The organism is Cellulosimicrobium sp. NPDC057127, from assembly GCF_042670945.1.
In the GTDB taxonomy this organism is placed as follows: Bacteria; Actinomycetota; Actinomycetes; order Actinomycetales; family Cellulomonadaceae; genus Cellulosimicrobium.
Genome location: NZ_JBHUUP010000002.1, coordinates 247,276 through 267,856 on the forward strand (window position 1 = coordinate 247,276; position 20,581 = coordinate 267,856).

Below are 20,581 nucleotides of genomic sequence, written 5' to 3' on the forward strand. Positions count from 1 at the left end.
GCCGCTCGTCAGGCAGGCGGCCGCTGGCACGCAGGACAGTAGAAGATCGGCCGGTCGTAGGGCGGTTCGTTCGCCCGACCGACCTCGACGGGCGTGCCGCAGCGATGGCACGCCCGTCCTTCGCGTCCGTGGACGTGCCGCGCGTAGCCGGACCGGCGCGCGAAGCCGTGCTGCACGCTGTGCTGCATGAGGCGGCGTGCGGTGAGCAGGACGTCCGCGAGGTCGGGAACTTCCCGCACCGGCGTCCATGGCCAGATCTTCAGGGCGTGCAGCGGCTCGGCCGTCCAGATCGTGCCGAGCCCCGCGACCGTGTGCTGGTCCAGCAGAGCTTCCGCGAGCGGGACGCCCGTCGCGACCCGCTCGGGTCGGTGCCGCGGCCCGAGACCGCCGGCGGCGTCGTCGGCGAGCAGACGTTCGACGGCCTCGCGCACGCCGTGCTCGGGGAAGTCGTCGGCGAGGACGTCCGGGCCGAGAGGGCCGACGATGCGGTGCTCGTCGGTCGTGCGCAGCACGTGGAGCATCCCGATCCGCACGCCGATCGCCGTCCACCACGAGTTCGCGAGGACGACCCGCACCGTCGGCCCGGCGGCTCGTGCGGACGACGTGCCCGTGCGGGCGACGTGCCACTCGCCCTCCATCCGCAGGTGCGTGTGCAGCGACCAGCCGTCGTCGAAGCGCACGAGCAGGTGCTTGCCGTACGGGGCGACGGACGTGACCGTCCGGCCCACCAGGTCGTGCTCCGCCGCGCTCGGCCAGCGCAGCTCCGAGCGCACGATCTCGCGGCCCGTGAGCGCCTCGTCGAGGCGGGTCGCGGTGAGACGTACGACGTCGCCCTCGGGCACGGGTGCAGCTCCTCGGCTCAGGCGGCGCGCAGGCCGCGCGGCGTGGGGCGGAACCCGGCCTCGACGAGCGCCCGGGCGGTCTCGTCGGCAGGCGTGCTTGCCGTGCCGGCACCCGCGAGCGCGTCGACGCCGTCGATCCGCTGGACCACGACCTTGCCGAGCCGGCCGGCCCGCACCGCGTCGGCGAGAGCGGCGCAGGCGGCGACGAGACGGGGACCGGCGACGAACGACAGGACCGAACGTCCGCCGCGCTCGACGTACAGCGCGAGGTCCCCTTCGCTGAGGACCACCACCGCGCCCGCCTTGCGTCCCGGTCGGTGCCCTCGGGCGCCGTCCTCGGCCGGGCCTGTCCCCCTCGGGCCCGCGGCACCACCGGTCACCGCACCACCGGTCACCGCACCACCGACCGCCGCGCCCTCGTCGACCGGTCGCGCCGCGCGAGCGCCGCCCGCGGTGCGTGTCGGCCACGCGAGGGCGGCGCCGTAGGGGTTGGCGGGATCGGTGGCCGCCAGCACGAGGGTCCCCGGCCGCGTGCCGCCGCGAGCGGTGGCCCCGGGGCCCGCGTCGAGCGCGCGCTCGCGGTCCTGCCCGTCGGTGCGCAGCTGGTCGACCGCTCCCGGCAGGGCGAACTGGGACCCGCCGAGGTGCTCGACGAAGTACCCCCGCCGCGCGGCGCCCGTCGCCTCGAGCTCGGTCAGGACGCGGTAGACGTTCCGGAACGACCCCGCGACGCCCTCGGCGGGCGCGACCGCGCGCGTCAGGACGCCGTGCCGGTCCAGCAGGACGCGGGCGAGGGCGTGCGCGCGGCGTGTCGGGTCGGGCTCGCGCGCGGGCAGCGCTGACCACCGTCCTCCGCCGCCGCGCAGGGTCGAGTCGGGGGTGGACGGCGGCCGCAGCCCCGCGAAGCGCGACCGAGCCATCGGGCGGGCGCGGTTCGGTGCGCGCGGCGCGCGGTGCGCGCCGCCGGACGAGCCGAGGCGCGACCGCAGCGCGCCGAAGCCGTCGTTGCTCACGTGGCCGGACCACACGAGCTCCCACAGGGCGTCGAGCGTCGGGCCGACGTCGGCGCCGGCGCGCTCGGCGAGCGCGGGCAGGAAGTACCCGCCGGATCCGCGCAGGAGGTCGAGCAGCGCCTGCGGCAGGTCGCCGTCCGGCACCGGCGCCTCGTCGGGGAGCGTCAGCGGCGCCCACTCGGCCAGGTGCAGGCTGACGAGGCCGTCGCCGCCTCCCGAGCCGGGCAGCGCCGCATGGCCGCACCACACGACCTCTCCCGCGGTCGTCAGCTCGTCGAGCATCGTGGGCGTGTAGTCGGCGACCCGGGCGGGGAGGACGAGCGTCTCGAGCGCCGACGCGGGCACCGCCGCACCCGAGAGCTGCTCGACGACCCGCAGCACGCCGTCCGCGCCGCGCAGCCCGCCCAACGCCTGCCAGCGCGGGAGGAACACCCCGAGCGTCTCGGACGGCACCGGCTCGACCTCCGCGCGCAGCGCCGCGAGCGAGCGCCGTCGCAGCACGCGCAGCACCTCGGCGTCGCACCAGTCGTCCCCGGTCCCGCCGAGCGACTCGGGCCGCAGACGGCCGCGCACGACCAGCCGGGCGGCCTCCAGCCGCTCGAGCGCGTGGAGCACCACCGCGACGCCGAGGCCCAGACGCGCGGCCAGGTCGTGGGCCGTGAACGGGCCGCGCGTGCGCGCGTGCCGCCGCACGAGGTCGCCGAGGGGGTCGGGCACGGGCTCGGTGAACACCTCGGGGATGCCGACCGGCAGCGCGACCCCGAGCGCGTCGCGCAGGCGGCCGGCGTCCTCGACGACCGCCCACTGCCGGGCGCACTCCTCGGGCACGCCGGCGAGCCGCACGGCGATGACGCGGCGGGCGGACTCCAGCTCGCGCAGCCACTCGCCGACCGCGACCCGCACGTCCGCCCGGGTGCGCGCCGCGAGCTCGTCGACCGTGAGCGGTCCGAGCCGGCGCAGGACGTCCCACAGGTCCTCGGCGTGGCGCGCCTGGCGTTCGGGCACGAGCGCCCCGAGCTCGCCCTCGGTGCGCTCGATCGCCGCGGGGTCGAGCAGGTCGGCGAGCTGGGCGCTGGCGCCGTCGCCGCCGAGCAGCTCGGCGAGCAGGGTCGGGTCGAGCGAGAGCGCGGCCGCGCGGCGCTCGGCGAGCGGCGCGTCGCCGTCGTAGAGGAACTGTGCGGTGTACCCGAACAGCAGCGACTGGGCGAACGGCGACGGCGTCGGCGTCGTCACCTCGACGAGGCGGACGCGGCCGTGCTCCAGGTCGCGCATGAGCTCGGCGAGCGCGGCGACGTCGAAGTCGTCCTGCAGGCACTCGCGCGCCGCCTCGAGCACGATGGGGAACTCAGGGTACTCGGACGCGACCGAGAGGAGCTGCGCCGAGCGCTGGCGCTGCTGCCACAGCGGCTGGCGCCGGTCCGGGCGGCGGCGGGGCAGCAGGAGCGCCCGGGCGGCGGCCTCCCGGAAGCGGGACGCGAACATCACGGACCCGCCGAGCTCGGTGCGCACCGCGTCGAGCACCTCGTCGGCGTCGACGAGCAGGTCCTCGACCGGCACCGGGACGTCCCCGCCGGCGCGCGAGGCGCCGTCGGCCTCCGCCGGGGCCGCGTCGAGCCACGAGTCGCCCGTGTCCGGCAGGCGCAGGACGATCCCGTCGTCCGCGTGCATCGCCGCGGCGTCGACCCCGTACCGCTCGCGCAGCCGCGCGGCGAGCACGAGCGCCCACGGCGCGTGCACCTTCGCGCCGAACGGCGAGTGCACGACGACGCGCCAGTCGCCCAGCTCGTCGCGGAACCGCTCGACGACGACGGTGCGGTCGTCCGGCACGCGGCCCGTCGCCGCGCGCTGCTCGTCCAGGTACGCCACGAGGTTGTCCGCGGCCCAGGCGTCGAGCCCGGCGCGGGCGAGCCGCTCGCGCGCCGCGTCGCCGTCGCGCGCGACGAGCGCGTCGGTCTCGCGCACCCACGCCCCGAGCGCGCGGCCGAGCTCGGCGGGTCGGCCGGGGGAGTCGCCCTTCCAGAACGGCAGGCGCCCGGGGATGCCCGGCGCTGGCGTGACGAGCACGCGGTCGGGCGTGATGTCCTCGATGCGCCACGTGCTCGACCCGAGGGTGAACGTGTCGCCGACGCGCGACTCGTAGACCATCTCCTCGTCGAGCTCGCCGACGCGCTTGCCGCCGCGCGGCGCACGCTCGCGGGCGGTCCCGTCACCGTCCGCGCCCTCGGCGACACCCGTGGCGGCGGCGTCGGTCGCGAGGAAGACGCCGTACAGCCCCCGGTCGGGGATCGTGCCGCCGCTCGTCGCCGCGAGGCGTAGCGCGCCCGGACGCCCCGTGAGCCGGCCGGACGCGCGGTCCCACACGATGCGGGCGCGCAGCTCGCCGAAGTCCTCGCTGGGGTAGCGCCCCGCGAGCATGTCGAGCACCGCGTGCAGCGACGCGTCGCCGAGGTGCGCGTACGGCGCGCTGCGCCGCACCACCGCGGCGAGCTCGTCGACCGTCCAGGCGTCCACCGCGACCATCGCCACGACCTGCTGCGCGAGCACGTCGAGCGGGTTGGAGAGCACGTGCAGCTCCTCGATGCCGCCGGTGCGCATGCGCTCCGCGACGACCGCCGACGGCACGAGGTCCCCGCGGTGGGTCGGGAACACGACGCCGTGCGAGACGGCGCCCACCTGGTGGCCGGCGCGGCCGATGCGCTGCAGCCCCGACGCCACCGACGGCGGCGCGCCGACCTGCACGACGAGGTCGACGGCGCCCATGTCGATGCCGAGCTCGAGGCTCGACGTCGCGACGACCGCGGGCAGGCGCCCGTCCTTGAGCTCGGTCTCGGTGCGGGTGCGCTCCGCGCGGCTCATGGACCCGTGGTGCGCCCGCGCGATGACGGGCTCGACGCCGGAGCTCGCGCCGGACTGCGCCTGGACCTGGGCGGCCGTGACCGTCGCCGGGTCGAGCACGTCCTCGCCCTGGCGCTCGGCCCACAGCTCGTTCATCCGCGCGGTGAGCCGCTCCGCCCCGCGGCGCGAGTTGGTGAACACGAGCGTCGAGCGGTGGTCGGAGACGAGGTCGACGACGCGTTCCTCCACGTGCGGCCACACGGACGGCCGGGCCGGGCGCGCCGACTCCGACCCGGTGGGCCGGGACGTCGCGGGGCCCGACAGGTCCCGCTCGCCGGGCGGGAGCGGGACGAGCCCGGGCAGCGACTCCGGGCCGACCGTCGTCGCGCCCGGTGCTCCCGGACCGGTGCCCGACGCCGGGCCCGCCGACGCGCCGGGGACCGGCGCCGACAGGTCCGCGAGGTCCGGGACCGGGACGACGACGTCCACCTCGATGCGCTTCGTGGCCGGCGGCTGCACCACGACGACCTCGCGCCCGCCGTCGGGCTCCGGGCGGTTGCCGCCGAGGAACGTCGCGACCGCCTCGACGGGCCGCACGGTCGCCGACAGGCCGACGCGCTGCGCGGGCGGGCGCTCGTGCGCCTCGAGGAACGCGTCGAGCCGCTCGAGCGACACCGCGAGGTGCGCGCCCCGCTTCGTCCCCGCCACGGCGTGGATCTCGTCGACGATCACGGTCTCGACCCCGACGAGCCCCGCGCGCGCCTGCGACGTGAGCACGAGGAACAGCGACTCCGGCGTCGTGATGAGGATGTCCGGCGGGTGGGTCGCGAGGCGGCGGCGCTCGCTCGTGGGCGTGTCGCCGGTGCGCGTGCCGACCACGACGTCCGGCACGTCCTGACCGAGCCGGACCGCGGCCTGGCGGATGCCCGCGAGCGGGGAGCGGAGGTTGCGCTCCACGTCCGCGGCGAGGGCCTTGAGGGGGGAGACGTACACCACGCGCAGCCGCTGCTCGCGCTCCGGGAGCGGCGTCGTCACGATGCGGTCGAGCGACCACAGGAACGCGGCGAGCGTCTTGCCCGACCCGGTGGGCGCCACCACGAGGGCGTGCCGGTCGCCCGAGACCGCGTCCCACGCCCCGGCCTGCGCGGCGGTCGGGGCGTCGAAGGCGCCCGAGAACCACGCGCGCGTCGGCGCGGCGAAGCGCGCGAGCGGGTCGCCCTCGTCCGTGCCGGGCGACGTGCCGGGCGAGGAGGCGCGCGGAGCGGTCGTCACCGCGCCATTCTCGCCGCGACCACCCACACGCGCCCGGCCACCGACGTCCAGGGCGAACCCGCGGACGCCCGACCGCCGCGCACGTGGCAGGCTGGGTCCGTGCGCTACCGCGAGTTCTGGGAGCTGGTCGACGAGGTCTTCGGCGACGCCTACGGGCGCACCCTCGCGCGCGACCAGGTGCTCACCGAGCTCGGCGACCGCACCGCCGCTCAGGCCGTCGAGGACGGCGTCGAGCCGCGCGTCGTCTGGCACGCGCTGTGCGACGCGCTCGACGTGCCCGACGCACGGCGCTGGGGCCACGACGACCACCGGCAGGCTCCGCCCGCGCGCTGAGCACGACGCGCCGTCGCATCATGGGCCCATGACCGACGCACGACGCGCGACCGGGCGGGCGGGCCCCGTCGTCACGGCGGCCGACGTGCGCGGGGCGGTGTGGTCGCTCGTGTCGACCGGGGCCGGGCTGGGCGTCGCGGTGTGGGTCGTGCCCGGCGTCGAGGCCACGACGGCCGCCTCGCTCCTGCTCGCGGCGCTCGCGGTGGGCGTCGGGGACGTGCTCCTGCGGCCGCTTCTGCGCCGCCTCGCCCGCGTCCTGGGCGTCGTCGGCGCGCTCGTGTCCGGCGTCGCCGCGCAGGTGCTCGTCGCCGGGGCCGCCCTGGGCTACCTGCCGGGCTTCCGGATCTCGTCGTGGGGTGCGGTGCTCGTGGTGCTCGTGCTCGCGGGCCTCGTGATGGCGGTGGGGCGCTGGCTCGTGGGGGCGAGCGACAACGAGTACGTGCTCGGGGACCTGCTGCGGCGTGCGCGCCGGGAGGCCGCGCGAGCAGGCGCGGACCCGTCCGGGCGTGCCGCCCCGCCGGCCCCCGGGTCCCCGGAGCTCGCGTCCCCGGAGCCCACGTCCCGGGAGCCCGGGTCCCCGGAGCCCGCGTCTCCTGGGCCCGCGGGACGCCCGGCGGGCCTGCTCGTCGTGATGCTCGACGGCGTCGCCCGCCCCACGCTGGACTACGCCCTGCAGGCGGGGCTCGTCCCGACGCTCGCGCGCTGGCTCGGCAGCGGGAGCCACCGGCTCACCTCGTGGTGGGCGAGGGTGCCGGCGACCACGCCGGCGAGCACCCTCGGTCTCCTGCACGGCACGACCGAGCACGTGCCGGCGTTCCGGTGGTGGTCGCGCGACCTCGGCCGGCTCGTCGTCACCAACCGGCCGGCCGACGCGGCCGCCGTCGAGGCGCGGGCGAGCGACGGCGCCGGCCTCCTCGCCGGCGGCGGCGCCGCGGTCGCGACGATGTTCTCGGGCGACGCGGCGACACCCCTGCTCGTGATGAGCCGGGCGTCGGCGGGGCTCGGGCCGGGGCAGCTGTTCGTGCGGTTCTTCGCGAGCCCGTTCGTGCTCGTGCGCGCGGTCGTGGTCGCGAGCGGCGAGCTGGTCAAGGAGCTGTACCAGGGCTGGCAGCAGGCGGTGCGCGGCGTGCGCCCGCGTGTCTCGCGGCTCGGCTGGTACCCGGTGCTGCGCGCGGTGACGAACGTCGTGCTGCGCGACCTCGGCACGACCCTCGTCGCCGAGCAGCTCGTGCGCGGGACCCCGGTCGTGTGCGTGGACCTGGTCGACTACGACGAGATCGCCCACCACGCCGGCCCGCTGCGCCCCGAGGCGCTGCGGGCCCTCGAGGGGCTCGACCGCGTGCTCGGTCTCTGGGAGCAGGTGGTCGCGGTCGCCCCGCGCCGGTACGAGGTCGTCGTGCTGTCCGACCACGGGCAGTCGCTCGGCGCGACGTTCGAGCAGGTGGTGGGCCGGTCGTTCCTCGCCGAGGTGCGTCGCCTCATGGCGCTCCCGGCGCCGGCCGACGGGTCCGACGGCGCACACCCGCGCGGGGCGACCTCCCGCGCCCACGCGCGACGTCGGGCCACGGCCCCGGACACCGAGGAGTGGGGACCGGCGAACGCGGCCCTGCACGCCCTGCGGAGCGGTGACGGACGCGCCGACGAGGCGGGCCGGATGGTCGTCGGCCCCGACCGCACCGAGCGCACCGGCCGCACCGGCCGCACGGACCGCACCGACCGCACGGAGCCCGCCGGGCACGACGCGGACGCGGGCGGAGAGGCGCAGGAGCTGCCCGAGGTGGCGGTCGTCGGGTCCGGCAACCTCGGCATGGTGTGGTTCCCGCGCACCCCACGACGCCTCACCGGGGACGAGGTCCGCGCCCGCTGGCCCGCGCTCCTGCCCGGTCTGGTCGAGAACCCCGCGGTCGGGGTCGTCATCGTGCACGAGCGCCCGGCGGGGCGGCCCGGCACCGTCGTCGCGCACGGCCCGGGCGGCACGCACGACCTCGTGACGGGCGAGGTCCACGGCCGCGACCCCCTCGCGCCCTACGGGACGCGCGCGGTGCCCGACCTCCTGCGCGTCGCCCGGCTCCCCGACGCGGGCGACGTCGTCCTCGTCTCCCGCGTGGACGACGTGGGCATGGTGCACGCGTTCGAAGGTCTGGTCGGCTCGCACGGCGGGCTGGGCGGCGCCCAGAACGCCGCGGTCCTCGTCCGTCCGGCGCACCTGCACGTGCCCGACGACGAGCTCGAGGAGGTGGACGGCGAGCCGGTCCTCGTGGGCGCGGAGGCCGTGCACCGCCGGCTCGTCGCCTGGCTCGAGGACCTCGGGGTGCGCGCGCCGTCGCCGACGCCCGAGGCGGTCCCGGGCGGGGCGGTGCCGGGCGAGACGGTCCCGGGGGTGGCGCGCCCGGGCGAGGCGCTGACGAGCGAGGGGGACCGGTGAGCCTGGACGTGACGTGGCTCGGGCACTCGACCGTGGTCCTCGACGTCGCGGGCCCCGCCAGCGCCCGGATCGTCACCGACCCGCTCCTGCACCGCCACGCGGGGCTGCTGCGGCGCCGCGGCCCGCAACCGGCGGAGGTGTGGCGCGACGCCGACGCGGTGCTGCTCTCGCACCTGCACCACGACCACGCGGAGCCGAGGTCGTTGCGCCTCCTGGACGGCGTGCCCGTGCTCACCGCGCCCGCGAACGCGCGGTGGCTGCGCGAGAAGGGTCTGCGCGGGGTGGGTCTCGGGCAGGCGTGGCACCGGGTGGACGCGGGGGGCGACCAGGAGGCGGCGGTCGAGGTGCGGCTCGTCCACGCGGTGCACGGGCACCGGCCCATGCCGCACCGCCCGAACGCCGCGAACGGTCACCTCGTGCGGCTCCGCGTCCCGGGGGAGCCCGGCGCCGGGCTCCGGATCTGGGTGGTGGGCGACACCGAGCAGTACCGGGGGATGGCGCGGCTGCCGCGGCTCGCCGGCGGACCGGTCGACGTCGCGCTCGTGCCGGTCGGCGGCTGGGGACCGCGCCTGTCGGGCGGCCACCTCGGCCCCGTGCAGGCCGCGCGCGTGTGCGCGCAGGTGGGGGTGGGCGTGGCGGTCCCGGTGCACTGGGGCACGCTCCACGCGCCCGGCGGCCGGCACCTGCCGCGCGGCTGGATGGACCACGCGGGCGCCGCGTTCCGCGCAGCGGCGCACCGCGAGGCGCCGCGCACGCAGGTCGTCGTGCTGCGGCCCGGGGAGTCGTGGTCGACGGGATGACGGCGACACGCCCGGAGCCGGTCGGTGCCGCCGGAGTCGAACAGGTGTTCGGCTAGAGTTCTCCACAGCAACCCGCTGCGGCGGCCCGTGCGCACGGTCCGCCGCGACGGTCCACAGGCCCGCAGGCCGCCGGGGGAGGGTGTCGGTGGCTGCCCGTACTGTCGGGCACGACGAACGACAGACCTGAACGGTCGGGGCCGTGGGCCCCGGCGAAAGAGCACGGCGTCCGGTGACCGCACCGGGTGCCCCGTCCACGAAGGTGACCGACATGCCCGCACCCGCAGACCGCGAGAAGGCGCTCGAGGCGGCTCTCGCCCAGATCGACCGGAGCTTCGGCAAGAACTCCGTGATGCGCCTCGGGGACGAGGGGCGCGCTCCCGTCGACGTGATCCCCACCGGCTCGATCGCCCTGGACGTCGCGCTCGGCATCGGCGGCCTGCCGCGCGGTCGCGTCATCGAGGTCTACGGCCCCGAGTCGTCCGGCAAGACGACGGTCGCGCTGCACGCCGTGGCGAGCGCACAGCGTGCCGGCGGCATCGCGGCGTTCATCGACGCCGAGCACGCGCTCGACCCGGAGTACGCCAAGAAGCTCGGCGTCGACACGGACGCGCTGCTCGTCTCGCAGCCGGACACGGGCGAGCAGGCGCTCGAGATCGCGGACATGCTGATCCGCTCCGGCGCGCTCGACATCATCGTCATCGACTCCGTCGCGGCGCTCGTGCCGAAGGCCGAGATCGAGGGCGAGATGGGTGACAGCCACGTCGGCCTCCAGGCGCGCCTCATGTCCCAGGCGCTGCGCAAGATCACCGGTGCGCTGAGCGCCTCGGGCACCACGGCGATCTTCATCAACCAGCTCCGCGAGAAGATCGGCGTCTTCTTCGGCTCGCCCGAGACCACGACCGGTGGCAAGGCGCTGAAGTTCTACGCCTCGGTGCGCCTCGACATCCGCCGCATCGAGACCCTCAAGGAGGGCACGGACGCGGTCGGCAACCGCACGCGCGTCAAGGTCGTGAAGAACAAGATGGCGCCGCCGTTCAAGCAGGCCGAGTTCGACATCCTCTACGGCGTCGGCATCTCCCGTGAGGGCGGTCTCATCGACATGGGCGTCGAGCACGGGTTCGTGCGCAAGTCGGGGTCGTGGTTCACCTACGGCGGGGACCAGCTCGGCCAGGGCAAGGAGAACGCGCGCGCGTTCCTGCGCGACAACCCGGACCTGTCGAACGAGCTCGAGAAGAAGATCAAGGAGAAGCTCGGCGTCGGCGCCCGGGTCGACGCACCGGCCGACGCGGCCGCGGGCGCGTCGGCACCGGACGACGCCGCAGCCGCCCCCGCCGCGGGCAAGGCACCCGCCACCGCGGCGGCGAAGGGGAAGAAGTCGCCGTTCTGACGGGCGACGAGCGGGCGCGCGAGCGCCGCGCGGGGGGCACGCCCTCCGCGCGGCGCTCGCGCCCGTCCCTGCACGAGCTCGTCGAGAGCGGCGAGATCTCCGACGCCGAGCTGGCGGAGCGGGCGCGCGAGACCGTGCTGCGTGTCCTCACCGCGGCGCCGAAGAGCCGGGCCGAGCTCGCGCAGTCCCTCGGCCGCAAGGGTTACCCCGAACGGGTCGTCACCCCGCTCCTCGACCGGTTCGAGGACGTCGGCCTCGTCGACGACACGTCCTACGCCGAGATGCTCGTGCGCACCCGCCACGGCGAGCGCGGTCTGTCCAGGCGCGCGATCGCGACGGAGCTGCGCCGGCGCGGTCTCGACGAGGAGACGTCCGCCGCCGCGCTGGAGCAGGTCGACGACGACTCGGAGGTCGACGCGGCGCACGAGCTCGCGCGGACGCGGCTGCGACGCACCACCGGCCTCGACAGGGACGTGCGGATCCGCCGTGCCGTCGGGGCGCTGGCCCGCAAGGGGTACTCGCCGTCGCTGGCGTTCGAGGTCGTGCAGCGCGAGCTCGACCGCGAGGCGAGCGACGGTGACGACGTCGACGGGCCGTGGTGACGGCTCCTCGGCGCAGGGGTAGCGCTAGCGCCCCGGGCGACCGCCGTCGCCGCCGGCCGTGACCACCTGGCCTCCCTCGGCGGGGATCGTCGGGTTGTCGACGCCCGGACCGGTCGCCGTCGCCCCGGCCGTGCGTCCCTTGAGGAACCGTGACAGCCACTGCGCGAGGGTCGTCAGCAGGAAGTTGATGACGATGAACACGACCGCGGCGATCGTGAGGGACTGCAGGTTGTTGCCGTTGCCGTTGCCGAAGATCTGGGCGGCGCGCAGGAGCTCCGAGTAGACGATGATCTGGCCGAGCGCGGTGTCCTTGAGCACGACGACGAGCTGGGAGACGAGCGCCGGCAACATCGCGATGAGGGCCTGCGGGAGCTGGATCGAGCGGAGCGTCTGCCCGCGCGTGAGCCCGACCGCGAGCCCGGCCTCGCTCTGACCGCGGGGCAGGTTCCCGACGCCCGACCGCACGAGCTCGGCGATGACTGAGCCGTTGTACAGCACGAGCGCGAGCACGACGGCGAGGAACGACGGGTTGGGCACGTCGCCGAAGCCGAAGAGCAGCCAGAAGAAGATCATGAGGAGCAGCACGGGCACGGCGCGGAAGAACTCCACCACGATCCCGCACAGCCACCGCAGCACCCGCAGGTGGGACAGGCGTCCGGACCCGAAGAGCAGCCCGAACACGACCGCCCCCACGATGGCGAAGCCGGCGGCCCGCAACGTGTTCTGCAGGCCGGGGAGGTAGTAGTTCTCCCAGGCGTTCGCGGTGAACACCGGACCCCACAGGTCCCACGAGAGCTGGCCCTTGCGCTCCAGCTCGAGCAGCACGAGCACCGCGATGCCGAGGACGACGGCCGCGCCCACGACGTTGCCGATCGCGATCCGGCGCCGTGCGCGCGGGCCGGGTGCGTCGAACAGGACGGACTGCTGGGAGCTCATCGGCGCACCGCCAGACGGGTCGAGAGGGACGTCGTGAGGAGGCCGATCGGGATGACGAGGATGACGAACCCGAGCGCGAACATGAAGAAGATCGCGAAGATGACGCTCGAGTTGTTCTCGATCATCTCCCGCATGAGCGTCGCGGTCTCGGTCGAGACGCTCGCCGCGACGGCGACGGTCGAGTTCTTCAGCAGGGCGATGAGGGTGTTGCCCAGCGGGGCGATCGCCCCGCGGAACGCCTGGGGCAGGATGATGAGCCGCGCGGCCGGGAGGAACGGCAGCCCGATCGCCCGCGCGGCCTCGGCCTGGCCCAGGGGGACCGTGTTGACGCCGGACCGGATGGCCTCGCACACGAACGCGGCGTGGTAGACGGTCAGGCCCACGACGGCGAAGCGGAAGAAGTTCGACGCGAAGTCCGGCGCGAGGCTGATCTGCAGCTGCGTCCAGATCCCGAGGACCATGAAGGTCATGATGATCGTCAGCGGCGTGTTGCGCAGGACGTTGACGTACGCCGTGCCGGCCCACCGCAGGCTCGCGATCGGGGAGATCCGCATGAGCGCGAGCACGGTGCCGAGCAGGAGCGAGAGGATCGCGGCCCAGAACGTCAGCTGGATGTTGACCCAGAACGCGCCGACGACGTCGTACTGCGTGAAGAGCTCGGCGATCTGGGACAGGTAGTCACCCACGGTTCCTCTTCCTCCGGGTGGCGAGCGGCCTCAGGGCCGCGACGGGCAGGCGAGGGGAGCGGCGCGGTGCGCCGCTCCCCTCGGGACCTGGATCAGGCGCAGGGGTCGACCGACGGCGGGTTCTCGTTCGCGTTCGGCGTGTATCCGGTGCCCTCGGTGTTCGAGCTGACGAACTCCTCCCACGAACCGTCCTCGATCATCTGCTCGATCGCGGTGTTGACGTCCTCGCAGATGTCGTTGTCCTGGGGCAGGCCCACGCCGTACCGCTCGGTGGAGAACGGCTCGCCGACGACCTTGACCTTCCCCTGGTTCGCGGGCTGGGCCGCGAGGCCGGCGAGGATGATGTCGTCCGTGGTCACCGCGTCGACCTGACCGGCCGTGAGCGCGGTGACGCACTCGGCGTAGCCGGGGCGCTCGAGGAGCTGCACGCCGGCGGCGTACTCGTCCTTGATGCGCTGGGCGGAGGTCGAGCCCGTGACGGAGCACAGGTTCTTGCCCTCGAGCGACTCCGGCCCGGTGATGTCGGTGTTGTCCTCGGCGACGAGGAGGTCCTGCCCGGCGACGAAGTAGGGTCCGGCGAACGCCACCGACTCCTTGCGCTCGTCGGTGATGGAGTACGTCGCGAAGATCATGTCGACCTGGTTGGTCTGGAGCATGGTCTCGCGCTGGGCGGACGGCGCCTCGACCCACTCGATCTGGTCCTCGGAGTACCCGAGCTGCTCGGCGACGTAGGTGGCGACGTCGACATCGAAGCCGGTGTACTCGCTGCCCTCCTGGTACCCGAGGCCAGGCTGGTCGTACTTGATGCCGATGCGGATGGTGTCCTCGGCGTCGTTGGTGTCGGCCTGCTCGGGGTCGGTCGTCGTGCTGTCCGCCCCGATCTCGCTGCTGTCGCCGCACGCGGCGAGCGTGAGAGCCGTCAGCGCGGCCAGGACGGCGGCGCCTGCGTGTCGTGTGCGCATCGTTCGTACCCTTCGTGAGAGGTGGTCGCCTGCCGAGGTGTGCCTCGGAGGACGCCCGGTGTGGGGGCTGGCGGACGTCAGTGGGTGAGGATCTTGGAGAGGAAGTCCTTGGCGCGGTCGCTGCGCGGGGCCGTGAAGAACTCCTCGGGGGGCGCCTCCTCGACGATCTGGCCGTCGCTCATGAACACGACGCGGTTCGCGGCCTTGCGCGCGAATCCCATCTCGTGCGTCACGACGATCATCGTCATGCCCTCGGCGGCGAGCGCGACCATGACGTCGAGGACCTCGTTGATCATCTCCGGGTCGAGCGCCGACGTCGGCTCGTCGAAGAGCATGACCTTGGGCTGCATGGCGAGGGCGCGTGCGATCGCGACGCGCTGCTGCTGCCCGCCGGAGAGCTGGGCCGGCATCTTCTGCGCCTGGTTCTTCACGCCGACGCGGTCGAGCAGCGCGAGGGCGCGCTCCTTGGCGTCCTTGGACTTCTCCCGACGCACCTTCACCGGACCGAGCGTCACGTTCTCGAGGATCGTCTTGTGCGCGAAGAGGTTGAACGCCTGGAACACCATGCCGACGTCGGCCCGCAGGCGCGCCAGCGCCTTGCCCTCCTCGGGCAGCGGCTCGCCGTCGATGCGGATCTCGCCGGTGTCGATCGTCTCGAGACGGTTGATCGCACGGCAGAGGGTCGACTTGCCCGAGCCCGAGGGCCCGATCACGACGAGGACCTCGCCGCGGCGCACCGTGAGGTCGATGTCCTGGAGCACGTGCAGGTCGCCGAAGTGCTTGTTCACCCCGCGCAGCTCGACGAGAGGGGCTCCGAGGTCGGGGGCGCTCGGGGGCGTGCTGTGCTGGACGTCCTGCGCGCTCCCGTGCGCGCCGGACGGCGAAGAGCTCTCGTCGGCCATCCCTGGACCATAGGACCAGTGTGTTGCGGGGTGCCACCCGATCGGGCAACAGTCGGGCAACAGTTCCGTAACATGCACGGGCGCGCCGTACCCTGGGCGGTGATGTCCACGATCGCCCCCGCCCCCGTTCCGACCGCCGAGGCCGTGCCGTCCGAGACCACGGCGCCCGGGCGCGCCGCCCGCACGTACGTGGTGCGCACGCTCGGCTGCCAGATGAACGTCCACGACTCCGAGCACATGGCGGGCATGCTGGAGCAGGCCGGCTACACGCGCGCCAGCGCCGAGGACGAGGCGGCGAACCGGGCGGACGTCGTGGTCGTCAACACGTGCGCGGTGCGCGAGAACGCCGCGACGCGCCTGTACGGCAACCTGGGCCAGCTCGCCTCGGTCAAGGCGCAGCGACCGGGCATGCAGATCGCGGTCGGCGGCTGCCTCGCGCAGAAGGACCGCGGCACGATCGTCGAGAAGGCGCCCTGGGTCGACGTCGTGTTCGGCACGCACAACCTCGACGCGCTGCCCGTGCTGCTCGAGCGCGCGCGGCACAACGAGGCGGCGCAGGTGGAGATCGCCGAGTCGCTGCAGGTCTTCCCGTCCACGTTGCCCACACGGCGCGAGTCCGTCTACGCCGGCTGGGTGTCCATCAGCGTCGGCTGCAACAACACGTGCACGTTCTGCATCGTGCCGCACCTGCGCGGCAAGGAGCGCGACCGTCGTCCGGGCGAGGTGCTCGCCGAGGTGGGCGCGCTCGTCGAGGCCGGTGCCATCGAGGTCACCCTGCTCGGCCAGAACGTCAACAGCTACGGCGTCGAGTTCGGCGACCGCGGCGCGTTCGCCAAGCTCCTGCGCGCGTGCGGCACCGTCGAAGGGCTCGAGCGCGTGCGCTTCACCTCGCCCCACCCGGCGGCGTTCACCGACGACGTCGTCGCGGCCATGGCCGAGACGCCCAACGTGATGCCGCAGCTGCACATGCCGCTCCAGTCGGGCTCCGACCGCGTGCTGCGCGCGATGCGCCGGTCCTACCGGTCCGAGCGCTTCCTCGGCATCCTCGACCGCGTGCGCGCGGCGATGCCTGACGCCGCGATCACGACCGACATCATCGTCGGGTTCCCCGGCGAGACGGAGGAGGACTTCGCGGAGACGATGCGCGTCGTCGAGGCCTCGCGGTTCTCCTCGGCGTTCACGTTCCAGTACTCGCCGCGGCCGGGCACGCCCGCGGCGACCATGGAGGGCCAGCTCCCCAAGGAGGTCGTGCAGGAGCGCTACGAGCGCCTCCAGGCCCTCCAGGAGCGGATCGCCGGCGAGGAGTCGGCGCGCCAGGTGGGGCGTACCGTCGACGTGCTCGTCGGCGAGGGCACGGGTCGCAAGGACGGCGCGACGCACCGCGTCACCGGCCGCGCACCCGACAACCGGCTCGTGCACCTCGCGCTCCCCGCCGACGTCGCCCCTGCGGCGTCCGTCGGCGACGCGCGCTCGGACGCCGCGCACGTCGCCGACGACCCGCGCCTCGCGGAGACGGTCGACGCACGGCTGCCGCGCCCTGGCGACGTCGTGACCGTGGAGGTCACGCGGTCCGCGCCCCACCACCTCATCGCCGACTCGGCGCTCGCGGGCGGCTCGTTCGCCGTGCGGCGCACGCGGTCGGGCGACGCGTGGGTCGCGCGCGAGCGGGCCCGCCTGGGCGGTGCCGACGACCATGGGCACGGGCACGGCGGGGCTGCGCCCGCCGGCCCGGTCTCCCTGGGCCTGCCGGCCGTCCGTCGCTGAGCCCGGGCGCAGCCGGAGGCTCAGTCCTCGACGACGCCCGGCGGCAGGTGGGCCGCGACCGCCTGGAACAGCTGTACGGCGGTCCCGAGGCCGCACGAGACCGTCTGGGCGAGCTGCGCGTCGGTCGCGCCGTGCTCGAGGTCCACGGACACCTCCGCGTACACCGCGAGGCGGCCCGCCTCCTCGCGGACGTAGACCTTCGGCCAGATGCGTTCGCGGTTCCAGTCGTTGACGGCCTGGAGCGTCGGCAGCCGCGCCTCGACGGGCAGCGTCGTGGACCAGCGGCCGCGGATCTGCAGGATCTCCGAGCGCTCGCCGAGCAGGAGGAACCAGAAGCGGTGCCCGTCCCAGGTGCCGGTGATGTCGCCGTCGTCGTCGACGCGGAAGTGGTAGCCGCGCCGGGTGAGGTGGTCGCCGACGCGCGACATGGACAGCGGCCGCGGCACCTCGCCGAGGCCCGCGGCCTGCTCGGGCGGCTTCGGTCGGCGGTTGCCGAACAGGCGGGCGAACCACCCGGTGCGTGCCGCGCTCACGGCGCCTGCCTCGCCGGGTCCGGGTAGTACTCGTCGAGCGCGTCGAAGAACATGGACCCGGTGCTCAGCCCGCACTGGAGGAGCTGGTCGAGCTGGTCGTCCGTCACCCCGTGCTCGAGGTCGACGGTCACCTCGGTGAACACCTGGATCATGCCGTTGTCGCGCACGCGCGTGTAGGTCTTGGGCCAGATGCGGTCCGCGTTCCACTCGTTGCAGAACTCGAGCACCTCCTCGAGCCGCTCGATCGCGAGGTCCCGGTTCCACTGACCCCGCACCTGGAGGATCTCGTCGCTCTTGCCGAAGAGCAGGAAGTAGAACAGGCGGCCGTGCCACAGGCCCCCGACGTCGCCGTCGGAGTCCACGAAGTAGCTGTACCCGCAGTCGTTGATCCACCCGACGACGCGGTCGAGAGCGAGCGGGGTCGGCACGCGCCGGTCCTCCGTCACGACCTGGCCGAGCTCGCGCTCGAGCAGCTCCTCCACCTGGGACCGCAGCGCCTCGTCGCCGTCCGTCCCGCCTCCCGACGGGGCGGGCGTCGGACCGTCCTCCTGCCGGTCGTCGTCGCGCTCACCGAAGAACCTCACCGTCCCACCGTACTCGTGCCCGGTGCGGCACGTCGCCCGGTCGCCGCCCGCCGCGGTCTCGCTACGGTGTGGGCGTGACCCTGCGCGCCGTCGTCCTGCCCGCCACGCCCCTGCTGGTCCCGGGCGCCGCCGGTCGTGCCGAGGTGCTCGTCGCCGTGCGCCGGGCCGTCCTGGACGCGCTGCGCGCGCTGCCCGCCCACGGCGCGCCGGTCGTGGTCGCGGCGGGTGGTCCCGGGGGCGACCTCGTGCGCGGGCCGGCCTCGGCGTCGGTCGCCGCGTTCGGCGTCGCGCCGGCATGGGCCGACCCGGCGTGGTCAGCGTCGTCGCCCCCCGAGGAACCGGGGGTGCGCGCCGCGTCGCCCGGCGCCGCCGTCGCGCTCCTCGCGCTCGCCGCGGCAGGGCGCCACGGCTCCGCCGACGTCGTCGAGCTCGGCACCGGCGTCGACCGTGCGGAGGCCGCGGCCCTCGGGCGAGGGCTGCGCGTCGAGGGCGCGACGGTCGTCGTCGCGCACGACCCGCGCTGCCCGGCCCTGGAGGCCGTGCTCGACGGCTTCGCCGCGCCGGGCGACGAGCGGGAGCGGACGACGTACCCGGGCGTCGACGACGGCCCGGCCTACGACGTCGTGCGGTGGACGACGCCACCGGTACCGTTCTGCGGGTGAACCGCGAGCACGACCTGCCGGCCGAGAACCGGGGGCCCGTCGTCGTCGCCGTCGTCGGTCCCACCGCCACGGGGAAGTCCGACCTCGCGCTCGACCTCGCCGAGCGGCTCGGGGAGCCCGGCGCGGCCGCCGAGGTGGTCAACGCCGACGCCTACCAGCTCTACCGCGGGATGGACGTCGGCACGGCCAAGGTGCCCGAGGCCGAGCGCCGCGGGGTGCGCCACCACCTGCTCGACGTGCTCGAGCCCGCCGAGGACGCGTCGGTCGCGCGGTACCAGGAGGCGGCGCGGTCGGTGCTCGACGACGTCGCCGCCCGCGGCGCCCGCGCCGTCGTCGTCGGGGGATCGGGCCTGTACGTGCGGGCGCTGCTCGACGACATGCGCTTCCCCGGCACGGACCCCGCCGTGCGCGCCGTCCTCGAGGAGCGTGCCGAGCGCGAGGGCACCCGCGCCCTGCACGACGAGCTCGCCCGCCTCGACCCCGGCGCCGCCGCGAGCATCGGGCCCGCCAACACGCGGCGCGTCGTCCGGGCGCTCGAGGTCATCGAGCTGACGGGCGAGCCGTTCACCGCCAACCTGCCGAGCCAGGAGTACGTGCGCCCCACCGTGCAGATCGGGCTCGACTGCGACCGCGCCGTGCTCGACGCGCGCGTGGCGAGCCGGGTCGAGCGCATGTGGGCCGAGGGCCTCGTCGACGAGGTGCGCCGCCTCGACGCCGCGGGCATGGGGCGCACCGCGCGGCGCGCCGTCGGGTACGCCGAGGTGCTCGCGCACCTGCGCGGGGAGACGAGCGAGGACGCCGCGCGCGAGGCCGTCGCCGCGAACACGCGGCGCCTCGCGCGCAAGCAGATGGGCTGGTTCGGGCGCGACCCACGGGTGCGCTGGCTCGACGCGCAGTCGCCGACGCTCGTCGAGGACGCGCTCTCGCTCGTCGCCGCCGCGGACGCGGGCGACCGGCCGCCGGGCGGTCCCGACGCGGCAGGAGCGGGCACACCCGTGCGCCGTAGTCTGGGCTCATGACGCGCACCCGGTTCACCAAGGGCCACGGGACCCGGAACGACTTCGTGCTCCTCGCCGACACGACCGGCGAGCTCGACCTCACCCCCGAGCTCGTCCGGGCGCTCGCGGACCGGCGCGCAGGGGTGGGCGCCGACGGCGTGATCCGGCTCGTGCCGACGGCCCTCGTGCCCGAGTCGCACGACGTGCTGGCCGAGGACCCGCACGCCATCTGGTTCATGGACTACCGCAACGCCGACGGGTCCGTCGCGGAGATGTGCGGGAACGGCGTCCGCGTCTTCGCGGCGTTCGCCGAGCGCCTGGGGCTGGTGAGCTTCGCCGGCGGCACCGAGGTGCCGGTCGGCACGCGCGCGGGCGTCAAGCGCGTGCGCAAGGAGGACGACGGCTGGTACGCCGTCGACATGGGCCGGTGGTACCTGCCCGGAGGGCGCGACGCGCTGCGCGACGGCTACGACGCGACCGTCGTCGTGCGGGGCTGGGAGGTCCCGCGCCCGGCCCTGAGCCTCGACCTCGGCAACCCGCACACCGTGCTCGCGCTCGCCCACGACTCCCTGCTCGACGACGCCGACCTCACCCGAGCGCCCGTGGTCGAGCCCGTGCCGTCGCGCGGCACCAACGTCGAGCTCGTCGTCCCGCTCGGTGAGACGGTCGCGGACGACGGGACGGTCGTCGGCCACGTGCGGATGCGCGTGCACGAGCGCGGGGTGGGGGAGACGCCGTCGTGCGGCACGGGCGCGTGCGCCGCGGCGCTCGCGGTGCGCGTCTGGGGCGGCCAGGACGCCCCCGACACGTGGCTCGTCGACGTCCCCGGCGGGACGGTGCGGGTGCGGGCGCTCGCCGGGGACCACGTCGAGCTCGCCGGGCCGGCCGAGCTCGTCTGGTCGGGAGAGATCGACCTCGCCGCGCTGCTCGCGGACGGTGGCCCCGCGCGGGACGCGGGGGACGCGGGGGACCTGGGGGACGAGGCGGCGGACACGTCGTCCGACGAGGGTGCGGTCGCCCCGGCGCGGTGAGGCGGCGCCTGGTC

17 protein-coding genes are annotated in these 20,581 nt (G+C 75.3%); 9 read left to right on the forward strand and 8 right to left on the reverse strand.

What is annotated here, in order from left to right:
* Positions 1–8 precede the first annotated feature (8 nt).
* Together ACFTZA_RS02875 and ACFTZA_RS02880 are read right to left on the reverse strand one after the other, a co-directional pair.
* Positions 9–842 (reverse strand): DNA-formamidopyrimidine glycosylase family protein, encoded by an 834-nt coding sequence (locus ACFTZA_RS02875; protein ID WP_378190534.1) that lies wholly within the window; start codon positions 840–842, stop codon positions 9–11.
* Positions 843–859: 17 nt separating this feature from the next.
* Positions 860–5,962, reverse strand: a complete 5,103-nt coding sequence (locus tag ACFTZA_RS02880; protein WP_378190536.1) for a DEAD/DEAH box helicase — start codon at positions 5,960–5,962, stop codon at positions 860–862.
* Between the two features lie 99 nt (positions 5,963–6,061).
* Here ACFTZA_RS02880 and ACFTZA_RS02885 point away from each other — a divergent pair, with 99 nt between their 5' ends.
* The 5 genes from ACFTZA_RS02885 (at position 6,062) to ACFTZA_RS02905 (ending at position 11,509) form a co-directional block, all read left to right on the forward strand.
* The gene (locus ACFTZA_RS02885; RefSeq protein ID WP_378190538.1) at positions 6,062–6,295 is read left to right on the forward strand and encodes a DUF3046 domain-containing protein; all 234 of its coding nucleotides are present in this window, start codon (positions 6,062–6,064) and stop codon (positions 6,293–6,295) included.
* A 28-nt stretch (positions 6,296–6,323) separates the two neighbouring features.
* Complete coding sequence (locus ACFTZA_RS02890) at positions 6,324–8,720, forward strand: alkaline phosphatase family protein (RefSeq protein ID WP_378190541.1); 2,397 nt, start codon at positions 6,324–6,326, stop codon at positions 8,718–8,720.
* Positions 8,717–9,520, forward strand: a complete 804-nt coding sequence (locus tag ACFTZA_RS02895; RefSeq protein ID WP_378190543.1) for an MBL fold metallo-hydrolase — start codon at positions 8,717–8,719, stop codon at positions 9,518–9,520. The genes ACFTZA_RS02890 and ACFTZA_RS02895 overlap by 4 nt, the downstream gene beginning before the upstream one ends.
* 268 nt (positions 9,521–9,788) lie before the next feature.
* On the forward strand, positions 9,789–10,907 hold the full coding sequence (recA, locus tag ACFTZA_RS02900) for a recombinase RecA (protein WP_378190545.1): 1,119 nt from the start codon (positions 9,789–9,791) through the stop codon (positions 10,905–10,907).
* A gap of 134 nt (positions 10,908–11,041) precedes the next feature.
* Positions 11,042–11,509, forward strand: coding sequence for a regulatory protein RecX (locus ACFTZA_RS02905; RefSeq protein WP_378190547.1), 468 nt, complete (start codon positions 11,042–11,044; stop codon positions 11,507–11,509).
* A gap of 24 nt (positions 11,510–11,533) precedes the next feature.
* Here the strand turns inward: ACFTZA_RS02905 and ACFTZA_RS02910 are convergent, their stop codons facing one another.
* The 4 genes from ACFTZA_RS02910 to ACFTZA_RS02925 all read right to left on the reverse strand — a co-directional run bounded on the left by ACFTZA_RS02910 (position 11,534) and on the right by ACFTZA_RS02925 (position 14,995).
* Positions 11,534–12,445 carry an amino acid ABC transporter permease gene (locus ACFTZA_RS02910; protein WP_378190549.1) on the reverse strand — a complete coding sequence of 304 codons (912 nt, stop codon included), beginning with the start codon at positions 12,443–12,445 and terminating at the stop codon, positions 11,534–11,536.
* Positions 12,442–13,131 (reverse strand): amino acid ABC transporter permease, encoded by a 690-nt coding sequence (locus ACFTZA_RS02915; RefSeq protein ID WP_378190551.1) that lies wholly within the window; start codon positions 13,129–13,131, stop codon positions 12,442–12,444. The genes ACFTZA_RS02910 and ACFTZA_RS02915 overlap by 4 nt, the downstream gene beginning before the upstream one ends.
* Before the next feature lie 92 nt (positions 13,132–13,223).
* Positions 13,224–14,093, reverse strand: a complete 870-nt coding sequence (locus tag ACFTZA_RS02920; protein WP_378190553.1) for a glutamate ABC transporter substrate-binding protein — start codon at positions 14,091–14,093, stop codon at positions 13,224–13,226.
* A 77-nt stretch (positions 14,094–14,170) separates the two neighbouring features.
* A complete protein-coding gene (locus ACFTZA_RS02925; RefSeq protein WP_378190556.1) occupies positions 14,171–14,995 on the reverse strand; it encodes an amino acid ABC transporter ATP-binding protein in 825 nt (274 codons plus the stop codon).
* Between the two features lie 102 nt (positions 14,996–15,097).
* On the opposite strand from ACFTZA_RS02925, the gene miaB reads away from it, so the two are divergent.
* Positions 15,098–16,759, forward strand: a complete 1,662-nt coding sequence (gene miaB / locus ACFTZA_RS02930; protein ID WP_378190559.1) for a tRNA (N6-isopentenyl adenosine(37)-C2)-methylthiotransferase MiaB — start codon at positions 15,098–15,100, stop codon at positions 16,757–16,759.
* 20 nt (positions 16,760–16,779) lie between these two features.
* On the opposite strand, the gene ACFTZA_RS02935 is transcribed toward miaB, so the two are convergent.
* Together ACFTZA_RS02935 and ACFTZA_RS02940 are read right to left on the reverse strand one after the other, a co-directional pair.
* Positions 16,780–17,292, reverse strand: a complete 513-nt coding sequence (locus tag ACFTZA_RS02935; protein ID WP_378190561.1) for a YbjN domain-containing protein — start codon at positions 17,290–17,292, stop codon at positions 16,780–16,782.
* Complete coding sequence (locus ACFTZA_RS02940) at positions 17,289–17,876, reverse strand: YbjN domain-containing protein (RefSeq protein WP_378190564.1); 588 nt, start codon at positions 17,874–17,876, stop codon at positions 17,289–17,291. Before ACFTZA_RS02940 ends, ACFTZA_RS02935 begins: the two co-directional genes overlap by 4 nt.
* Before the next feature lie 74 nt (positions 17,877–17,950).
* Here ACFTZA_RS02940 and ACFTZA_RS02945 point away from each other — a divergent pair, with 74 nt between their 5' ends.
* From ACFTZA_RS02945 to dapF, 3 genes are read left to right on the forward strand one after another with little or no spacing between them, the layout of a single operon-like run.
* A complete protein-coding gene (locus tag ACFTZA_RS02945; protein ID WP_378190566.1) occupies positions 17,951–18,538 on the forward strand; it encodes a hypothetical protein in 588 nt (195 codons plus the stop codon).
* Complete coding sequence (gene miaA / locus ACFTZA_RS02950) at positions 18,535–19,557, forward strand: tRNA (adenosine(37)-N6)-dimethylallyltransferase MiaA (RefSeq protein ID WP_378190568.1); 1,023 nt, start codon at positions 18,535–18,537, stop codon at positions 19,555–19,557. The genes ACFTZA_RS02945 and miaA overlap by 4 nt, the downstream gene beginning before the upstream one ends.
* Entirely contained in the window at positions 19,554–20,567 is a 1,014-nt protein-coding gene (gene dapF / locus ACFTZA_RS02955) for a diaminopimelate epimerase (protein ID WP_378190570.1), read from the forward strand. The genes miaA and dapF overlap by 4 nt, the downstream gene beginning before the upstream one ends.
* The last annotated feature ends 14 nt before the right edge of the window (positions 20,568–20,581 follow it).